At 58.4% G+C, this 17,111-nt stretch carries 19 protein-coding genes; 8 read left to right on the plus strand and 11 right to left on the minus strand.

The window, feature by feature from the left end:
* Nucleotides 1–2 precede the first annotated feature (2 nt).
* Together LOY55_RS04810 and LOY55_RS04815 are read left to right on the plus strand one after the other, a co-directional pair.
* Nucleotides 3–1,100, plus strand: a complete 1,098-nt coding sequence (locus tag LOY55_RS04810; RefSeq protein ID WP_046028973.1) for an amino acid ABC transporter permease — start codon at nt 3–5, stop codon at nt 1,098–1,100.
* A 10-nt stretch (nt 1,101–1,110) separates the two neighbouring features.
* Nucleotides 1,111–1,875: an amino acid ABC transporter ATP-binding protein gene (locus tag LOY55_RS04815; RefSeq protein ID WP_007944823.1), complete on the plus strand. Its 765-nt coding sequence runs from the start codon at nt 1,111–1,113 to the stop codon at nt 1,873–1,875.
* A gap of 65 nt (nt 1,876–1,940) precedes the next feature.
* Here the strand turns inward: LOY55_RS04815 and LOY55_RS04820 are convergent, their stop codons facing one another.
* The gene (locus tag LOY55_RS04820; RefSeq protein ID WP_046028975.1) at nt 1,941–2,429 is read right to left on the minus strand and encodes a type II toxin-antitoxin system MqsA family antitoxin; all 489 of its coding nucleotides are present in this window, start codon (nt 2,427–2,429) and stop codon (nt 1,941–1,943) included.
* Nucleotides 2,426–2,737 carry a type II toxin-antitoxin system MqsR family toxin gene (locus tag LOY55_RS04825; protein WP_109786058.1) on the minus strand — a complete coding sequence of 104 codons (312 nt, stop codon included), beginning with the start codon at nt 2,735–2,737 and terminating at the stop codon, nt 2,426–2,428. The genes LOY55_RS04820 and LOY55_RS04825 overlap by 4 nt, the downstream gene beginning before the upstream one ends.
* Before the next feature lie 167 nt (nt 2,738–2,904).
* On the opposite strand from LOY55_RS04825, the gene LOY55_RS04830 reads away from it, so the two are divergent.
* The 4 genes from LOY55_RS04830 to LOY55_RS04845 all read left to right on the plus strand — a co-directional run bounded on the left by LOY55_RS04830 (nt 2,905) and on the right by LOY55_RS04845 (nt 5,808).
* On the plus strand, nt 2,905–3,564 hold the full coding sequence (locus LOY55_RS04830; protein WP_046028979.1) for a FadR/GntR family transcriptional regulator: 660 nt from the start codon (nt 2,905–2,907) through the stop codon (nt 3,562–3,564).
* A complete protein-coding gene (locus LOY55_RS04835; protein WP_223523785.1) occupies nt 3,554–4,864 on the plus strand; it encodes an MFS transporter in 1,311 nt (436 codons plus the stop codon). Before LOY55_RS04830 ends, LOY55_RS04835 begins: the two co-directional genes overlap by 11 nt.
* Nucleotides 4,865–4,977: 113 nt before the next feature.
* The gene (locus tag LOY55_RS04840; RefSeq protein ID WP_046028983.1) at nt 4,978–5,448 is read left to right on the plus strand and encodes a nuclear transport factor 2 family protein; all 471 of its coding nucleotides are present in this window, start codon (nt 4,978–4,980) and stop codon (nt 5,446–5,448) included.
* A 39-nt stretch (nt 5,449–5,487) separates the two neighbouring features.
* On the plus strand, nt 5,488–5,808 hold the full coding sequence (locus tag LOY55_RS04845) for a GIY-YIG nuclease family protein (RefSeq protein ID WP_109786057.1): 321 nt from the start codon (nt 5,488–5,490) through the stop codon (nt 5,806–5,808).
* Nucleotides 5,809–5,904: 96 nt separating this feature from the next.
* Here LOY55_RS04845 and LOY55_RS04850 read toward each other — a convergent pair whose 3' ends face one another.
* Together LOY55_RS04850 and LOY55_RS04855 are read right to left on the minus strand one after the other, a co-directional pair.
* Nucleotides 5,905–6,351, minus strand: coding sequence for a hypothetical protein (locus LOY55_RS04850; RefSeq protein WP_223523786.1), 447 nt, complete (start codon nt 6,349–6,351; stop codon nt 5,905–5,907).
* Nucleotides 6,352–6,357: 6 nt separating this feature from the next.
* On the minus strand, nt 6,358–6,813 hold the full coding sequence (locus tag LOY55_RS04855; RefSeq protein WP_109786056.1) for a Panacea domain-containing protein: 456 nt from the start codon (nt 6,811–6,813) through the stop codon (nt 6,358–6,360).
* A 281-nt stretch (nt 6,814–7,094) separates the two neighbouring features.
* Here LOY55_RS04855 and LOY55_RS04860 point away from each other — a divergent pair, with 281 nt between their 5' ends.
* The gene (locus LOY55_RS04860; RefSeq protein ID WP_046028987.1) at nt 7,095–8,030 is read left to right on the plus strand and encodes a glutathione S-transferase family protein; all 936 of its coding nucleotides are present in this window, start codon (nt 7,095–7,097) and stop codon (nt 8,028–8,030) included.
* Nucleotides 8,031–8,149: 119 nt separating this feature from the next.
* On the opposite strand, the gene LOY55_RS04865 is transcribed toward LOY55_RS04860, so the two are convergent.
* Both LOY55_RS04865 and yejK read right to left on the minus strand, forming a co-directional pair.
* On the minus strand, nt 8,150–8,500 hold the full coding sequence (locus LOY55_RS04865) for a glutaredoxin family protein (RefSeq protein ID WP_223523787.1): 351 nt from the start codon (nt 8,498–8,500) through the stop codon (nt 8,150–8,152).
* Nucleotides 8,500–9,504, minus strand: coding sequence for a nucleoid-associated protein YejK (gene yejK, locus LOY55_RS04870; protein ID WP_007944833.1), 1,005 nt, complete (start codon nt 9,502–9,504; stop codon nt 8,500–8,502). The genes LOY55_RS04865 and yejK overlap by 1 nt, the downstream gene beginning before the upstream one ends.
* Before the next feature lie 394 nt (nt 9,505–9,898).
* Between yejK and LOY55_RS04875 the strand changes: the two genes are divergently transcribed.
* Nucleotides 9,899–10,180, plus strand: a complete 282-nt coding sequence (locus LOY55_RS04875) for an HU family DNA-binding protein (protein ID WP_007905514.1) — start codon at nt 9,899–9,901, stop codon at nt 10,178–10,180.
* Nucleotides 10,181–10,282: 102 nt separating this feature from the next.
* Here the strand turns inward: LOY55_RS04875 and rlmF are convergent, their stop codons facing one another.
* From rlmF to LOY55_RS04900, 5 genes are all read right to left on the minus strand, one after another.
* A complete protein-coding gene (gene rlmF / locus LOY55_RS04880; protein ID WP_109786055.1) occupies nt 10,283–11,305 on the minus strand; it encodes a 23S rRNA (adenine(1618)-N(6))-methyltransferase RlmF in 1,023 nt (340 codons plus the stop codon).
* Between the two features lie 266 nt (nt 11,306–11,571).
* Nucleotides 11,572–14,418, minus strand: a complete 2,847-nt coding sequence (locus LOY55_RS04885; protein ID WP_109786054.1) for a valine--tRNA ligase — start codon at nt 14,416–14,418, stop codon at nt 11,572–11,574.
* A 124-nt stretch (nt 14,419–14,542) separates the two neighbouring features.
* Nucleotides 14,543–14,932, minus strand: coding sequence for a hypothetical protein (locus tag LOY55_RS04890; protein WP_046028992.1), 390 nt, complete (start codon nt 14,930–14,932; stop codon nt 14,543–14,545).
* 8 nt (nt 14,933–14,940) lie between these two features.
* Nucleotides 14,941–15,369 (minus strand): DNA polymerase III subunit chi, encoded by a 429-nt coding sequence (locus LOY55_RS04895; RefSeq protein WP_109786053.1) that lies wholly within the window; start codon nt 15,367–15,369, stop codon nt 14,941–14,943.
* Nucleotides 15,370–15,429: 60 nt separating this feature from the next.
* Entirely contained in the window at nt 15,430–16,920 is a 1,491-nt protein-coding gene (locus tag LOY55_RS04900) for a leucyl aminopeptidase (protein WP_109786052.1), read from the minus strand.
* Nucleotides 16,921–17,111 lie beyond the last annotated feature (191 nt).

Consider the following 17,111-nt stretch of genomic DNA (forward strand, 5'->3'; position numbering starts at 1 on the left):
GCATGAGTACTCATACTTTCAAACCTGACATGCCTCCACCGAGCAGCAGCATCGGTGTGGTCGCATGGATGCGCGCGAACATGTTTTCCAGCTGGCTCAACACCTTGCTGACCCTGTTCGCGTTTTACCTGATTTACCTGGTCGTCCCACCGATCCTGAACTGGGCCATCCTCGACGCCAACTGGGTGGGCACGACCCGCGCCGACTGCACCAAGGAAGGCGCCTGCTGGGTGTTTATCCAACAGCGTTTTGGTCAGTTCATGTACGGCTACTACCCACCGGAACTGCGCTGGCGCGTGGACCTGACCGTGTGGCTGGCCGTCATCGGCATTGCACCGTTGTTCATCTCGCGCTTTCACCGTAAAGCGGTATACGCGCTGAGCTTCCTGGTGCTGTACCCGATCATTGCCTACTTCCTGTTGCATGGCGGCATCTTCGGCTTGACCAACGTGGCAACCAGCCAGTGGGGCGGGCTGATGCTGACCCTGGTGATCGCCACCGTGGGGATTGCCGGTGCGTTGCCGCTGGGGATTGTCCTGGCGTTGGGCCGTCGGTCGAACATGCCGGCGATTCGCGTGGTCTGCGTGACCTTCATCGAATTCTGGCGCGGCGTGCCGTTGATCACGGTGCTGTTCATGTCGTCGGTGATGCTGCCGTTGTTCCTGCCTGAAGGCATGAGCTTCGACAAACTGTTGCGGGCGCTGATCGGCGTGATCCTGTTCCAGTCGGCCTATGTGGCCGAAGTGGTGCGCGGTGGTCTGCAAGCGATTCCAAAAGGTCAGTACGAAGCGGCTGCCGCGATGGGCCTCGGTTACTGGCGCAGCATGGGCCTGGTGATCCTGCCGCAAGCCCTGAAGCTGGTCATTCCCGGCATCGTCAACACCTTCATTGCGCTGTTCAAGGACACCAGCCTGGTGATCATCATCGGCCTGTTCGACCTGCTCAACAGCGTCAAACAAGCCGCCGCCGACCCGAAATGGCTGGGCATGGCTACTGAAGGTTATGTGTTCGCGGCCCTGGTGTTCTGGATTTTCTGTTTTGGTATGTCGCGCTATTCCATGCATCTGGAACGCAAGCTCGACACTGGCCACAAGCGTTAGGAGTTCTGTAATGAGCGAAGCAATCAAAAAGCCTGTGAGCCCTGAAGGCATTATTCAGATGCAGGGCGTGAACAAGTGGTACGGCCAGTTTCACGTGTTGAAAGACATCAACCTGAACGTGAAACAGGGCGAGCGTATTGTGTTGTGCGGCCCGTCGGGTTCCGGCAAGTCCACCACCATCCGTTGCCTCAATCGACTGGAAGAACACCAGCAGGGGCGCATCGTGGTCGATGGCGTGGAACTGACCAACGACCTCAAGCAGATCGAATCGGTGCGCCGTGAAGTCGGCATGGTGTTCCAGCACTTCAATCTGTTTCCGCACCTGACCATTCTGCAGAACTGCACTTTGGCGCCGATGTGGGTACGCAAAATGCCCAAGCGCCAGGCCGAGGAAATCGCCATGCATTACCTGGAGCGCGTACGCATTCCGGAGCAGGCGCATAAATTCCCGGGGCAACTGTCCGGTGGTCAGCAACAGCGTGTGGCGATTGCCCGCGCGCTGTGCATGAAACCGAAAATCATGCTGTTCGATGAACCCACTTCCGCGCTCGACCCCGAGATGGTGAAAGAGGTGCTGGACACCATGATCGGCCTGGCTGAAGACGGCATGACCATGCTCTGCGTAACCCACGAAATGGGCTTCGCCCGTACCGTGGCCAATCGCGTGATCTTCATGGACAAGGGTGAAATCGTCGAACAGGCCGCGCCGAACGACTTCTTCGATAACCCGCAGAATGAGCGGACCAAGATGTTCCTGAGCCAGATCCTGCATTGATCGAAGCCAGGCAGTGAAATAAACCCGGACAGTGTTCCGGGTTTATTTTTGGCTGATATTCGGGGTCAGGACGCCAGTACCGTTTCCTGCTCCGGGAAGCGTGCTGCCAGCAGTCGCTTCAAGTCGGAACCTTCGTTCATGGCTTGTATTTCAGCCAGCAAGTGAGGATGCCGATCCAGCAGGCGCATCAGCGTGAACAACGCTTGAGGGGGTGGAAGTTCGCCGCGCTCGTAACGTGAGAACGCATTGTGGCCAGCACCGGAAAGCTGCTTCACCGCTTCCTTCTGCGTGAGATGTAATTTTCGGCGGATGCGTTTCATCTCCGCGCCCATGGTCTGAAAGCAGTCTTCGAGCAATTTATCGCCAGCGTCGGAATAGCGCTCGGCGCTGTCAGTTTCATTATCGAAAATGATTTCACCGCATACCTTGCACTCCCAGCCGGCGATATCGTGCACCCAGCGTGATACGTTCTTGTAGTCGACACTGAGGCTGCGACCTTCGAAATGTTGCATGGCATGTCGAGTGCCACAACTCATGCATTGCCGCGTGTTCATAAGTTCCGCTCCTTGAAAGAGATCACCGGGGGCCCACCGTTGGGGCAGTAGGTCACTTTGATGTAGAGCTCCATTTCACGAAATGTAGTGTGGTAAACATCCTGCCACCTTCGGTGATCGGAGTAGCACGTCATTGACTTGTAGAGCATTCGGCGTTCCAGCGAGCAAATGATTGATTCCATATCTCGCAGGTGCAATCCCATTTGCGTGCCAGATCTCAATGCGACTTGAGTAAACGCTTTGGCTCCTTGCCTTCTTACCTCGTCCTTGATGACTGACAAGGCGTAGTGGGGTGTGTTCTTTTCCATAAGAAGCTGTGAACCCTATCCCTGAAATTACCCTTAAAGGGTAATTTTGACCAATCGAAAATCCCGCTCCATTTCCTTCTCTCTGACCGTAGGCGGTTGCCGTCCTACAGGTAGCTGACTAACATGTCAGAAAATTCATCCTATGATTGGATGAAAGGGCGAATTCCATGTCAGACATTTCTCCATTGACCAAGCGATCCTTGGTCGACCAAGCGCTGGACCAGCTACGCCTTCGCATCACGCAAGGCGTCTGGGTCGTCGGCCAACGCTTGCCCACCGAGCCGGAACTGGCGACCGAACTGGGCATCAGCCGCAACACGGTGCGCGAAGCCATGCGTGTATTGGCGTTTTCCGGATTGATCGAAATCCGCCAGGGCGACGGTAGCTACCTGCGGGCCGTGATCGATCCGTTGGACACGATGAAAGCCTTGTCCCGCTGCTCCCATGAGCAAGCCCGCGAAACGCGGCACATCCTCGAAGTTGAAGCCATCGGTCTCGCTGCGTTACGCAGAACGGATGAAGACCTGGTGGCGTTGCGCGAGGCACTCGGCGTCAGCGGCCGTCATTACCACGGCGATCTCGACAGTTACATCGCCTGCGACCTGGTCTTCCACCGCCGTCTGGTGGATGCCGCGCACAACCCGACGCTCAGCGAGCTGTATCGCTATTTCTCCAGCGTCATCGGCGCGCAATTGCGCCAGACCCTGAATATCACCCCGCGACGCCAGGAAGTATTCGACCTGCATATCGAGCTGCTGGATGCCGTCGAACAACGTGACCCGGAGCGGGCCAAAGCTTTGTCGAGGCAGTTGATCAATGAACCTTGAAACCGGGAAGCCCATGTCCAGCAGCGAAAACAACCTCGCCCAATCCAAGCGCACGACGGAGCTCGAAGAGCTGCTGATCGACGCCGAAGCGGATGACGAACAAGTCCAGCAAAGTCACCCGATACTGCGCCGGCCATGGCTGTTGTTACTGGGTCTGATCCTGGTGGCGTTGAACTTGCGCCCGGCGTTGTCGAGCATGGCGCCGATGCTCAGCGAGGTCTCGAAGACCCTCGGTTTGTCGGCTGCCCAGGCCGGCCTGCTGACGACTTTACCGGTGCTGTGCCTCGGCTTGTTCGCGCCGTTGGCGCCGGTGCTGGCGCGACGGTTTGGTGCCGAGCGGGTGGTGTTGGGCATTCTGCTGATGCTGGCGGGCGGGATCATTTTGCGCAGCTCATTTGGCCAGACAGGCTTGTTCGCCGGCAGTGTGCTGGCTGGTGCGAGCATTGGTGTGATCGGTGTTTTGTTGCCCGGTATCGTCAAGCGAGATTTCCCGAAACAGGCCGGCACCATGACCGGTGTCTACACCATGGCTTTGTGTCTGGGGGCGGCGATGGCCGCAGGTGCGACCGTGCCACTGAGCGAGCATTTCGACAAAAGCTGGGCCTTGGGTCTTGGCTTCTGGGTGTTGCCAGCATTGATCGCGGCGATCTTCTGGTTGCCGCAAGTGGGCGGCCAGAAACACGGTGCACACAATGTCGCTTACCGGGTTCGCGGGCTACTGCGTGATCCGTTGGCGTGGCAAGTGACCTTGTACATGGGGCTGCAATCCTCCCTGGCCTACATCGTGTTTGGCTGGTTGCCGTCGATCCTGATCGGCCGTGGCCTGACGCCGACACAAGCCGGTCTGGTGCTGTCAGGTTCGGTGATTGTTCAGTTGGTCAGTTCACTGGCGGCGCCTTGGCTGGCGACACGCGGCAAGGATCAGCGCCTGGCGATTGTGGTGGTGATGCTGATGACCCTCGGCGGCCTGTTCGGCTGTCTGTATGCGCCGATTGAAGGCCTGTGGGGCTGGGCGATTCTGCTCGGTCTGGGGCAGGGTGCCACGTTCAGCCTGGCGTTGACCCTCATTGTGCTGCGCTCGCGGGACTCGCATGTCGCGGCCAACCTGTCGAGCATGGCCCAGGGGTTCGGCTACACCTTGGCCTCGATGGGACCGTTCGCGGTGGGTATCGTGCATGACTGGACCGGCGGCTGGACAGCGCTGGGCTGGATCTTTGGTGTGATTGGTCTCGGTGCGATTATTGCCGGGCTCGGTGCAGGACGTTCGCTGTACGTTCGAGTCGAAAGCGAAAAAGTCTGACGCCTGCGCACTGTCGGTATTCGGCCCGCGAATGCCGATAGTGTTTCGCTCCGTTGCAGACTATCGTGCAGGCAATCTTTCAAGGCCATTTTGCAAGCACAGGGAGTCTGCCCATGAGTGATGCCCACAACGAATTGATCACCCGGTTCTATCAAGCTTTCCAGCGTCTGGATGCCGAGGCCATGAGCGCCTGCTATACCGACGACGTGGTGTTCAGTGATCCGGCGTTCGGTGAACTGCGCGGCCGCGACGCCGGCGACATGTGGCGCATGCTCACCACCCGGGCGAAGGATTTCTCCCTGACGTTCGATAACGTGCGGGCCGACGAGCGCACCGGCGGTGCGCATTGGGTCGCGACGTATCTGTTCAGCCAGACTGGCAACACCGTGGTCAACGACATTCAGGCCCGCTTCATATTTCGCGATGGCAAGATTTGCGAACATCACGACAGCTTCGACCTGTGGACCTGGTCCCGCCAGGCGCTGGGTTTCAAAGGGCTGATTCTGGGCTGGACACCTCTGGTCAGAAACGCCGTGCGAGCTCAAGCCCTGAAGGGGCTGAAGGCATTCCAGGCCAGTCGCTGATAAGATCGCGGCTTGTTTCCTACAAGCCTTGATCGTCACGTGAACACCCAGAGCGAATCTTCCGACATTGCCGCCGAGCCGGCGCTGCCCGTCAGCAAACCCTGGTTCGTCTACCTCGTTCGCGCGGCCAATGGCTCGCTCTACTGCGGGATCAGCGACGATCCCGTGCGTCGCTTCGCCACTCACCAGAGCGGCAAGGGCGCGCGGTTTTTCCTGTCCAGCCCTGCCGTGGCCTTGGTCTACACCGAAGTCTGTCGCGATAAAAGCGAAGCGCTACGACAGGAACGGCTGATCAAAAAACTCAAGAAAAGTGCCAAGGAATGTCTGGTGGCGAGTGCTGCTGCGGGCTTATCGATTTGATAAGTTGACCAAGATCGTAGGAGTTTCGAAGCGATGCACTTAGATGAGGATGCCGTTGCTAGCATGCGAGTGCCCAAAGCATCAAACGAGCATGGTTCAAGTGTGTTTTTTTAGTGAAGGGCAGACTTGGTGGTCCGGGTCATACCAAAGAACGCGCATGACTTCACGCTCTCGAATACAAAAAACTCTTTTTGCGCCGGTGATACGAAATGACATCAGGGAATCAATGTCGTCTTGTTGGATTTCTTGGAGTCGATGTCGTGCTTCCTTCGACAAGTCGACTATATCGATGTCATGCGAGCCGCTTTCTCGTATCTCCCGTGCGCACATCGTTTCAAAGCAGTGCAAGCGTTCCATTACAGCTTTGTAGTCAGTGGGTTCTGCGAGATCAGACCATGAAAAAGGACCGCCTTTATCGATGCGGCTGAAGCGCCAGGAAATGCCGGATATTGGCATCTCTCGCGAGTGGGGGTGCTTTGCAGGTTTGTCGAAAGTTGGAGCTACGCGGGTTTTTGGTACTTTTTTTTGCGATCCCTTCGCCATAAAGCCTCACAAAGAGCTGTAATACTCGGCCATAGCCGCTTGGCTGATTTCAACGTTGCCTCGCGCGCCGTCCGTCAAGCCAGCTTGTTGGCGAGCATTTTTCCATGGGTCTTCTGCGTGTGTGAGGTCACTTAGCCATTGAGAGTGCTTGTCACCGTAGTGCTGTAACACGGCTTCAATCGTTTCAAGTTGGTCTTTGTCGAGTTTGCCCGAGTCGCCTTCGATCTGGCCTGGTGCGACTGAGTAAAGCCCCCTATGAGCGGTGTAGAGCTCAGGAATTACTGGGCCATTTGCCCACGCCTGCACCTGCTCCGTTATGAGCGGTGCCTCATCCCAAACAAGTGACCAAGCCTGGCTGTAGTAAACAAGTTTTTGAAGCTTCATTGCTGTCATTTCCCCCATTCGCTCCTGAATGGCGGCCGCTACATCGACAGCCCGGACCGGGATGTGTTGAGCAGGCATTTCAATCTCCTTGGGTTTGCAGACCCAAATTATAACAATGGGGGCGAAATGTGCCGGATATAAACCTATATGTCTATATGTACAGTGGTCTGTCGATGGTCGGCATGTTTCAAGGCCGCCAACTGACTGACTTGTGCCTCTCTTAGCCAAGAAATGTCTGGTGGCGAGTGCTGCTGCGGGCTTATCAACCTGACTGATAGGTTCCCATCAGGCAGATCTGTAGGCCGCGTGCGGATTGCGCGCTAAGCTGCGGATTCCTAATCCGTGCGGCGGAGCCGAGCATGTCCGAGTTGATTCTTCATCATTACCCGACGTCCCCCTTTGCCGAAAAGGCCCGTCTGTTATTGGGCTTCAAGGGGCTGTCCTGGCGCTCGGTGAACATCTCGCCGGTGATGCCAAAACCCGATCTGACGGCGTTGACGGGCGGTTACCGCAAGACGCCGGTATTGCAGATCGGGGCGGATATTTACTGCGACACGTCGCTGATCGCCCGTCGACTGGAACAGGAAAAAGCCTTGCCGGCGTTCTTCCCGGAAGGTCAGGAAATGATTGCCGCGACCCTCGCTGCATGGGCCGATTCGGTGGTGTTCCAGCATGCGGTCAGCCTGGTGTTTCAGCCGGAATCGATCGCCGTCAGATTTGGCAGGTTGTCGCCGGAAGCAATCAAGGCGTTTCTCGCTGACCGCGCTGGATTGTTCAGTGGCGGTAGTGCGACCCGATTGTCCGCCGAGCAGGCGCGGCACCAGTGGCCCACGATCATGTCGCGGCTGGAGCTGCAATTGCAGCGCGAGCAGGGTGACTTCCTGTTCGGCGAACCGTCGATTGCCGACTTCGCCCTGGCGCATTGCCTCTGGTTCCTCAAAGCCACCCCGGTCACTGCACCGCTGGTGGATGCTTACCCGGCGGTTGCCGCGTGGCACGCGCGAGTATTGGGTTTCGGGCACGGTGCCTTCAGCGAGATGACCTCCGAAGAGGCGCTGGAGATCGCGCGCAATAGCACGCCAGCGGCACTGCCGGATGAGCAGTTCGATGAGCCCAATGGATTTGAGGCGGGCCAGCAGGTGGTCATTGCCGCAACCGATTATGGCGTTGATCCGGTGGCCGGGGAATTAGTGTTCGCGGGCAGCGAGGAATTGATTCTGCGTCGTGAAGACGAGCGTGGCGGCGTGGTGCATGTGCACTTTCCACGGTTCGGATTCCGCATCGAGAAACACTGACCTGCCCCTGTGGGAGCATGGCTTGCCCGCGATGAACGATTACGCGGTGTGACTGTTAGACCGAGTCGCGGCCATCGCGGGCAAGCCAGGCTCCTACAGGAATTGTGTGAGGCGAAGAGTTACTTCAATGCGGCGAGGATCGCATCCGGGTCATACCCGCGAATCAACGTACCATTAACGTCGATGATCGGAATTCCGCCACCACCCAAGGCTTCATAAGCCTTGCGCGCCTCGGCATCTTTCTCGATGTCGAATTCCTTGTACGGAATACCTTTCTGGTCGAGAAAACGCCGGGTCAGCTTGCAGTAGCCGCACCAGTCGGTCGCGTAGAGCACGACGTTGGCCTTGGCCTGCGTCTGCTCTGACACGACTTGTGAGGGGTTGAACACCCGCTTGATCTTGCCCCAGTTCTGGTAGACCACGACCACCAACACGATCAGCAGGAATTTCTTCAGGATGCTGTTCAGCATCAGTTGCGTCGCTTGAGCTGGTCGGTCAGTTGGGTGGGCAGGCCTTTGATGATCAGCGTGCCGGCTTCTTCGTCGTACTCGATCTTCGAACCCAGCAGGTGTGCTTCGAAGCTGATCGACAAGCCTTCGGCGCGGCCAGTGAAGCGGCGGAACTGGTTCAGGGTGCGTTTGTCCGCCGGGATTTCCGGGGACAGGCCGTAGTCCTTGTTACGGATGTGATCGTAGAAGGCTTTCGGGCGCTCTTCGTCGATCAGCTCCGAGAGTTCTTCCAGGCCCATGGGCTCACCGAGTTTGGCCTGGCTGCTGGCGTAATCGACCAGGGTCTTGGTCTTCTCGCGGGCAGACTCCTCCGGCAAATCTTCACTTTCCACGAAGTCGCTGAAGGCTTTGAGCAAAGTGCGGGTTTCACCAGGGCCGTCGACACCTTCCTGGCAACCGATGAAGTCGCGGAAATACTCCGAAACCTTTTTCCCGTTCTTGCCTTTGATGAACGAAATGTACTGCTTGGATTGCTTGTTGTTCTGCCACTCGGACACGTTGATCCGCGCCGCGAGGTGCAATTGGCCCAAATCCAGATGGCGGGACGGGGTGACATCCAGCTGATCGGTCACTGCAACGCCTTCACTGTGGTGCAGGAGCGCGATGGCCAGGTAATCGGTCATGCCTTGTTGGTAATGGGCAAACAGCACGTGGCCGCCCACCGAGAGGTTCGACTCTTCCATCAGCTTTTGCAGGTGCTCTACTGCCACCCGGCTGAACGCCGTGAAGTCCTTGCCGCCCTCGAAGTATTCCTTCAGCCAGCCGCTGAACGGGTGCGCGCCGGATTCGGCATGGAAAAACCCCCACGCCTTGCCTTGTTTGGCGTTGTAGCTCTCATTGAGGTCGGCAAGCATGTTCTCGATCGCGCTCGACTCGGCGAGTTCAGAGTCGCGGGCGTGAAGAACTGCGGGTGTGCCGTCGGGTTTTTTGTCGATCAGGTGGACGATGCAATGACGGATCGGCATGGGCTTCTCGGCTGAATGAAGAGAGGAGGGCGTGCTCCCCGAAAAAGTGCCAAGTGTACCGCAACCACTGGTTTTGGCGCGGCATGAAGGGCAAATCCCGGGCGACCGACGGTGCTTATGCGTTTTTTTCCCGATTTAGAGCAATAAAGCTGACCAAATGGGTAGCTAGAGGCGGATATTTCCCCGTCTCTGTGCTAGTTTTGCCCCGTCTTACGCGAAGTCACTGCGTTAAGCGTGCATTCAGCATTTGTCAGGTCGAACCAAACCCTGATTTCGGTATCTATAACCCCGATCCAGTGGTTATTGGCCGAGGGTGCCAGATCCAGAAGATCGGGCTCGATGGCTGACACTGCACTCTGCAATCCATATGAATTTGATAGGGAAGGAACACTACATGGCTCTTACTAAAGACCAACTGATCGCCGACATCGCTGAAGCCATCGACGCGCCAAAAACCACCGCGCGTAACGCTCTGGACCAACTGGGCCAAATCGTTGCTGATCAGCTGGAAAACGGCGGCGAAATCACTCTGCCAGGTATCGGCAAACTGAAAGTGACTGAGCGTCCTGCCCGTACTGGCCGTAACCCTTCGACTGGCGCTGCCATCGAAATCGCTGCCAAGAAAGTTATCAAGCTGGTTGTGGCCAAAGGCCTGACCGACGCTGTTAACAAGTAAGACTTGTTAAAAAAAACCGTGCTCCGGAGCAATCCGGGCACGGTTTTTTTGTGTCTGCGATTCAGCGACTGACCGGCGGTCAGCCGCTGTTGCAGTCGCTAATCAGCTTTTACGAGCCCAGCGTTCACGCCACACTTGCTGTTCGGATTTTGTCTGGAAGGTCCAGGCAACGAAGCGGCTTTGCTTTTGTCCTTGGGACATTTCCACCACCTGGCTTTCCAGGACGCCGGCCTTTTTCAAGGCGGTCTGGATCGCTGGCAGATTTGAAGCCTTCGACACCAGGGTGCTGAACCACAGCACTTTGTGTTGGAAATGGGCGCTCTCGGCGATCAATTGCGTGACAAACCGCGCCTCGCCACCTTCGCACCACAGCTCAGCCGATTGTCCGCCGAAGTTCAGCACCGGCAATTTACGTTTCGGGTCGGCACGGCCCAAGGCGCGCCACTTACGCTCGCTGCCCTTGGTCGCTTCGTCCATCGAGGCGTGGAACGGCGGGTTGCACATGGTCAGGTCAAAACGTTCGCCCGGCTCCAGCAGGCCCAGCAGAATGTGCTTGGGGTTGGTTTGCTGGCGCAGCTGGATGGCTTTGTTCAGCCCGTTGGACTGCACGATGGCTTTGGCAGCGGCCACGGCCGTCGGATCGATTTCCGAGCCGAGGAAGTGCCAGCGGTAGTCGCTGTAGCCGATCAACGGATAAACGCAGTTGGCGCCCATGCCGATATCGAGCACTTTGACTGGCGCGCCGCGAGGGATTTCACCGTCATTGACGCTGGCCAACAGGTCGGCGAGGAAGTGCACGTAGTCGGCACGACCCGGAACCGGTGGGCACAGGTAATCAGCCGGGATGTCCCAATGCGCGATGCCATAGAACGACTTGAGCAACGCCCGGTTGAACACACGCACCGCATCGGGGCTGGCGAAGTCAATGCTTTCTTTGCCGTACGGGTTGATGATCACGTACTTCGCCAGTTCCGGCGTGGTTTTGATCAGCGCCGGGAAGTCGTAACGACCCTGATGGCGGTTGCGCGGGTGAAGGCTGGCTTTTTCGCGCGGTTCCACGGCTTTGGCCGGGGTCGCGGTGTCAGGCTTTTTACGCGCAGGTCTAGGTGTGCGGGGGGCGTTCATGGGCGAGGTCGATTCGGGTATGGCTAAAAGTGGCGGGTATTGTCCCACATCCAGCTCTTGGGAACGCAATATCAGAAGCAACACAGATTCCCGTAGGAGCCGAGCTTGCTCGCGATGGCGGACGGTCAGGCTGCATCTATGTCGAATGTTCAGCCGCCATCGCGAGCAAGCTCGGCTCCTACAGGAATAGTCGTTGTTAGTTATAAAGTGACAGGCACAAAAAAGGGAGGCCGTTGCGGGCCTCCCTTTTTCATTGCGATTTGCCGTTACAGACTGGCAATCCGCGCATGCTGCTCGGCCAACTTGCTCAAAGCCTGTTCGGCTTCAGCCAGTTTGGCGCGCTCCTTGTCGATCACTTCGGCCGGGGCCTTGTCGACGAAGCCAGCGTTGGACAGCTTGCCGCCGACGCGTTGCACTTCACCTTGCAAACGCTGGATTTCCTTGTCCAGACGCGCCAGTTCCGCACCTTTGTCGATGAGGCCAGCCATTGGTACCAGCACTTCCATCTCGCCAACCAGTGCCGTGGCAGACAGCGGTGCTTCTTCGCCGGCAGCCAGAACAGTGATCGATTCGAGACGCGCCAGTTTCTTCAGCAGGGCATCGTTCTCGGTGAGGCGACGCTGGTCTTCGGTGCTGACATTCTTCAGGAACAATGGCAGCGGCTTGCCTGGACCAATGTTCATTTCGCCACGGATGTTGCGTGTGCCGAGCATCAAGCCCTTGAGCCATTCGATGTCGTCTTCGGCGGCCTGATCAATGCGCGCTTCGTTAGCCACTGGCCAAGGTTGCAGCATGATCGTCTTGCCTTCGATACCGGCCAGCGGCGCCAGGCGCTGCCAGATTTCTTCGGTGATGAATGGCATGAACGGGTGCGCCAGGCGCAACGCAACTTCCAGTACGCGAACCAGGGTGCGACGGGTGCCGCGCTGGCGTTCGACCGGTGCGTTCTCGTCCCACAACACAGGCTTGGACAGTTCCAGGTACCAGTCGCAATACTGGTTCCAGATGAACTCGTACAAGGCTTGTGCCGCCAGGTCGAAGCGGAACTGATCGAGTTGACGGGTCACTTCGGCTTCGGTGCGTTGCAACTGCGAAATGATCCAGCGATCCGCCAGGGACAGCTCAAAGGCTTCACCGTTCTGGCCGCAGTCTTCGCCCTTGTCCAGAACATAGCGCGCGGCGTTCCAGATCTTGTTGCAGAAGTTGCGATAGCCTTCAACGCGGCCCATATCGAACTTGATGTCACGACCGGTGGACGCCAGCGAGCAGAAGGTGAAACGCAGGGCGTCGGTGCCATAGCTGGCGATGCCGTCGGCGAACTCCTCGCGGGTCTGCTTCTCGATCTTCTTCGCCAGTTTCGGCTGCATCATGCCGGAGGTGCGTTTCTGCACCAGCTCTTCCAGTTCGATACCGTCGATGATGTCCAACGGGTCCAGGACGTTGCCCTTGGATTTGGACATCTTCTGGCCTTGGCCATCTCGCACCAGACCGTGAACATAAACGGTCTTGAACGGAACCTGTGGTGTGCCGTCTTCGTTTTTCACCAGGTGCATGGTGAGCATGATCATCCGGGCAACCCAGAAGAAAATGATGTCGAAGCCCGTCACCAGCACGTCGGTGGAGTGGAATTTCTTCAGGAATTCGGTCTGCTCAGGCCAGCCGAGTGTGGAGAAGGTCCACAACCCCGAGCTGAACCAGGTGTCGAGAACGTCGTTGTCCTGTTGCAGTACAACGTCCGGACCGAGGTTGTTCTTGGCGCGAACTTCGGCTTCGTCGCGACCGACGTAGACTTTGCCCGACTCGTCGTACCAGGCCGGAATCCGGTGGCCCCACCACAGTTGACGGCTGATGCACCAATCCTGGATGTCACGCATCCACGAGAAGTACATGTTCTCGTACTGTTTTGGCACGAAGGCGATGCGGCCGTCTTCAACGGCGGCGATGGCCGGCTCGGCCAATGGCTTGGTCGACACGTACCACTGGTCGGTCAGCCACGGCTCGATGATGGTGCCGGAACGGTCGCCTTTCGGCACTTTCAGGGCGTGATCGTTGACGCTGACCAGCAGGCCTGCAGCGTCGAATGCAGCAACGATTTGCTTGCGCGCTTCGAAACGGTCGAGGCCGACGTATTCGGCCGGGATCTTGCCGTCGATGCTGTCGTTCAGCGTGCCGTCGAGGTTGAACACCTGGCAGGCCGGCAGTACGGCCGCGTTCTTGTCGAAGATGTTCAGCAGCGGCAGGTTGTGGCGTTTGCCGACTTCGTAGTCGTTGAAATCGTGGGCCGGGGTGATTTTCACGCAGCCGGTGCCGAATTCAGGGTCGCAGTAATCGTCGGCGATGATCGGAATGCGGCGGCCAACCAGAGGCAGCTCGACAAATTTGCCGATCAGGGCTTTGTAGCGTTCGTCGTTCGGGTTAACGGCCACGGCGGCGTCGCCGAGCATGGTTTCCGGGCGAGTGGTCGCGACGATCAGATAGTCATTGCCTTCCGCGGTTTTTACGCCGTCGGCCAGCGGGTATTTGAGGTTCCACAGGAAACCTTTCTCGTCGTGGTTTTCCACTTCAAGGTCGGAAATCGCGGTGTGCAGCTTGGTGTCCCAGTTGACCAGACGCTTGCCGCGGTAGATCAAACCGTCTTCGTGCAGGCGTACGAAGGCTTCTTTTACGGCTTCCGAGAGGCCATCGTCCATGGTGAAGCGCTCACGGCTCCAATCCACGGACGAGCCGAGGCGGCGGATCTGACGGCTGATGTTGCCGCCGGACTGATCTTTCCACTCCCAGACTTTCTCGAGGAACTTCTCGCGGCCCAGATCGTGACGATTCTGGCCTTGAGCTTCGAGTTGGCGTTCCACCAGCATTTGGGTGGCGATACCGGCGTGGTCGGTGCCCGGCTGCCACAGGGTGTTGCGACCCTGCATGCGGCGGAAACGGATCAGGGCGTCCATGATCGCGTTGTTGAAGCCGTGACCCATGTGTAGGCTGCCGGTGACGTTCGGCGGCGGGATCATGATGGTGTAGGACTCGCCCGCGCCTTGCGGGGCGAAGTAATTCTCTGACTCCCAGGTGTTGTACCAGGAAGCTTCAATGGCGTGCGGCTGGTAGGTCTTATCCATGCGCGGCGGGACCCTATTGGCATTTATTCAGGAAAAGCCGGCAAGTATAGCGGGGCAAGGGGCAGAGGGCGAGCAGGTGCGGACAGGGCGCTGTATCAAATACAGCGCTGATCTACTGTGGGAGTTATTCGTACTGGCTCAGCAACCGTTCCATCCGCGCATCCAGCCGGCGTTTGATTTCGGTTTCGATGTGCGGGGCGAAGTCGTCGATCACGTCCTGCATGATCAACAGCGCGGCAGCGCGCAATTCGCTGTCCAGATGCAGCAGGGCGTCGGGACCTTTACTCGGGGGCGGTGATGGTTGCGCGGCTGCGGCTGGCGGTGAAGGGGGTTCGACGGGCTGTGGCGCGTTGTCGACAGATTCGAACAACATGGGAATCTGCTCCTGGTCACCGTCAACGACCGTGTCGGTCAGCAGCGGTGGTTGCAGGTTGTCATCGCCGAGCAGTTGGCGGATCGACTCGAGGTCGTCCAGCAGGTGCGCGGACTGTTGTTGCGGTTTCGGAGTGTCCATCGGAATGCTCAGAGTCGCTGTAAACGGTGGTCTTGCAGAGGATAGCCCTGTTCGCGGTAGAAACGGAAACTCTCCCGCGCAGCCGCACGAATCATCGGCTCTTCCACCACCACTTCCGCCACGCGGGCGAATTTGTTGGCGAATGCCGGCACTTTCAGGTCGAGATTGACCAGTAGATCCTGGTGCTGACCGCAGTCATCGCCAAGCCCCAGCACAATCAAGCTCTGCGGTTCGCTTTCGGCAGGACCATGAGGCACGAAGCTTTCGCCCTTGAACGCCCACAAACGTGCATCGAGCTCCTCGCGCTGGGCGGCATCGCTGCAGTGCAAGTAAATGCGGTGGCCCATGCGCCAGGCTTTTTCGGTGAGCTTGCAGGCGAAATCCAGCCGAGCCGAAGGATCGGCGCTGGGCAGGATATAGAAGTCGACTTTGGTCATTGCGGTTCCTGAGCCTTGACCGGCGTCACCCTAAAGTGACGCCGTTCAGGGTCATCGGTTTCAGGCTTTGGCGCGGTCCAGCAGGTATTGGGTCAGCAATGGAACCGGACGGCCAGTGGCGCCCTTGTCCTTGCCGCCGCTGGTCCATGCGGTGCCGGCGATATCCAGGTGTGCCCAGTTCAGGTTCTTGGTGAAGCGCGACAGGAAGCAGGCAGCAGTGATGGTGCCGGCTTTCGGGCCGCCAATGTTGGCGATGTCGGCGAACGGGCTGTCCAGTTGCTCCTGGTATTCATCGAACAGCGGCAGTTGCCAGGCGCGGTCGTCGGCAGCCTTGCCGGCGCTGAGCAATTGGCCGATCAGTTCGTCGTTGTTGCCCAGCAGGCCCGAGGTGTGGGCGCCCAGTGCAACGACGCAAGCGCCGGTCAGGGTGGCGATATCGATCACCGCTTGTGGCTTGAAACGCTCGGAGTAGGTCAGGGCGTCGCACAGCACCAGACGGCCTTCGGCGTCGGTGTTGAGGATTTCCACGGTTTGGCCGCTCATGGTGGTGACGATGTCGCCCGGGCGCGAAGCGTTGCCGCTCGGCATGTTCTCGGCGCAGGCCAGAATGCACACCAGGTTGATCGGCAGTTTCAGCTCAAGCACGGCGCGCAGGGTACCGAATACGCTGGCGGCGCCGCCCATGTCGTACTTCATTTCATCCATGCCCAAGCCAGGCTTGAGGCTGATGCCGCCCGTGTCAAAGGTGATGCCTTTGCCGACCAGCGCGTATGGCTTCTCGGATTTCTTGCCGCCGTTGTATTGCATGACGATCAGGCGCGGTGGCTGGGCGCTGCCCTGGCCGACGGCGTAGAACGAACCCATGCCCAGTTCCTTGATCTTCTTTTCATCAAGGACTTCGACTTTCAGGGTCTTGAATTCTTTACCGAGGTTCTTGGCCTGTTCGCCGAGGAACGTCGGGTGGCAGATGTTTGGCGGCAGGTTGCCCAGGTTACGGGTGAAGGCCATGCCGTTGGCGATGGCAGTGGCGTGGGCCACGGCGCGCTCGACTTCAGCCTGTGCAGCCTTGATGGTCAGCAAGGTGACTTTCTTCAGGGCGCGGGGTTCGGCTTTCTGGCTCTTGAACTGGTCGAAGCTGTATTCGCCGTCCACCAGGGTTTCCGCCAGCAAGCGGGTCTTGCCGTAGCTGTCGCGGCCTTTGACCACGACTTCATCCAGGGCCAGTACCGCATCGTTGCCGCCCAGGCCTTTGAGGGTGTTGAGTACGCCGGCAATGATTTTGCGGAACGGGCGGTCGCCCAGTTCTTCGTCCTTGCCCACGCCTACCAACAGAACGCGCTCGGCCTTCAGGTTCGGCAGGCTGTGCAGCAACAGGCTCTGGCCGACTTTGCCGGCGAGGTCGCCACGCTTGAGCACTGCGCTGATCGCACCACCGCTCAATTCGTCCAGTTGTTTGGCCACGGCACCGAGTTTGCGGCCTTCGCCGACGGCGACAACCAGCGTGGCGGTCTTCAACGTTTCTGGGCTAACGCTTTTTACAACCAGTTCCATGTCCGGGTCCCTGAATAATGGTCAACGTGCGTGGGCAAAACGGCGACGCACAGACGCTTGCTTATATAGATGGAAGACGCAGGTCACGGCCTGCGACAAAGGCCGCAGTTTGAACCTCGCTCCCTGCGCCTGACAACCCTCGGTTGTACGATCTTCAACGCATTGACCGCCAGCTTGAGCATGCGCAGTGA

Origin of the sequence: Pseudomonas sp. B21-040 (assembly GCF_024748695.1) — a bacterium.
Taxonomy (GTDB): Bacteria; Pseudomonadota; Gammaproteobacteria; order Pseudomonadales; family Pseudomonadaceae; genus Aquipseudomonas.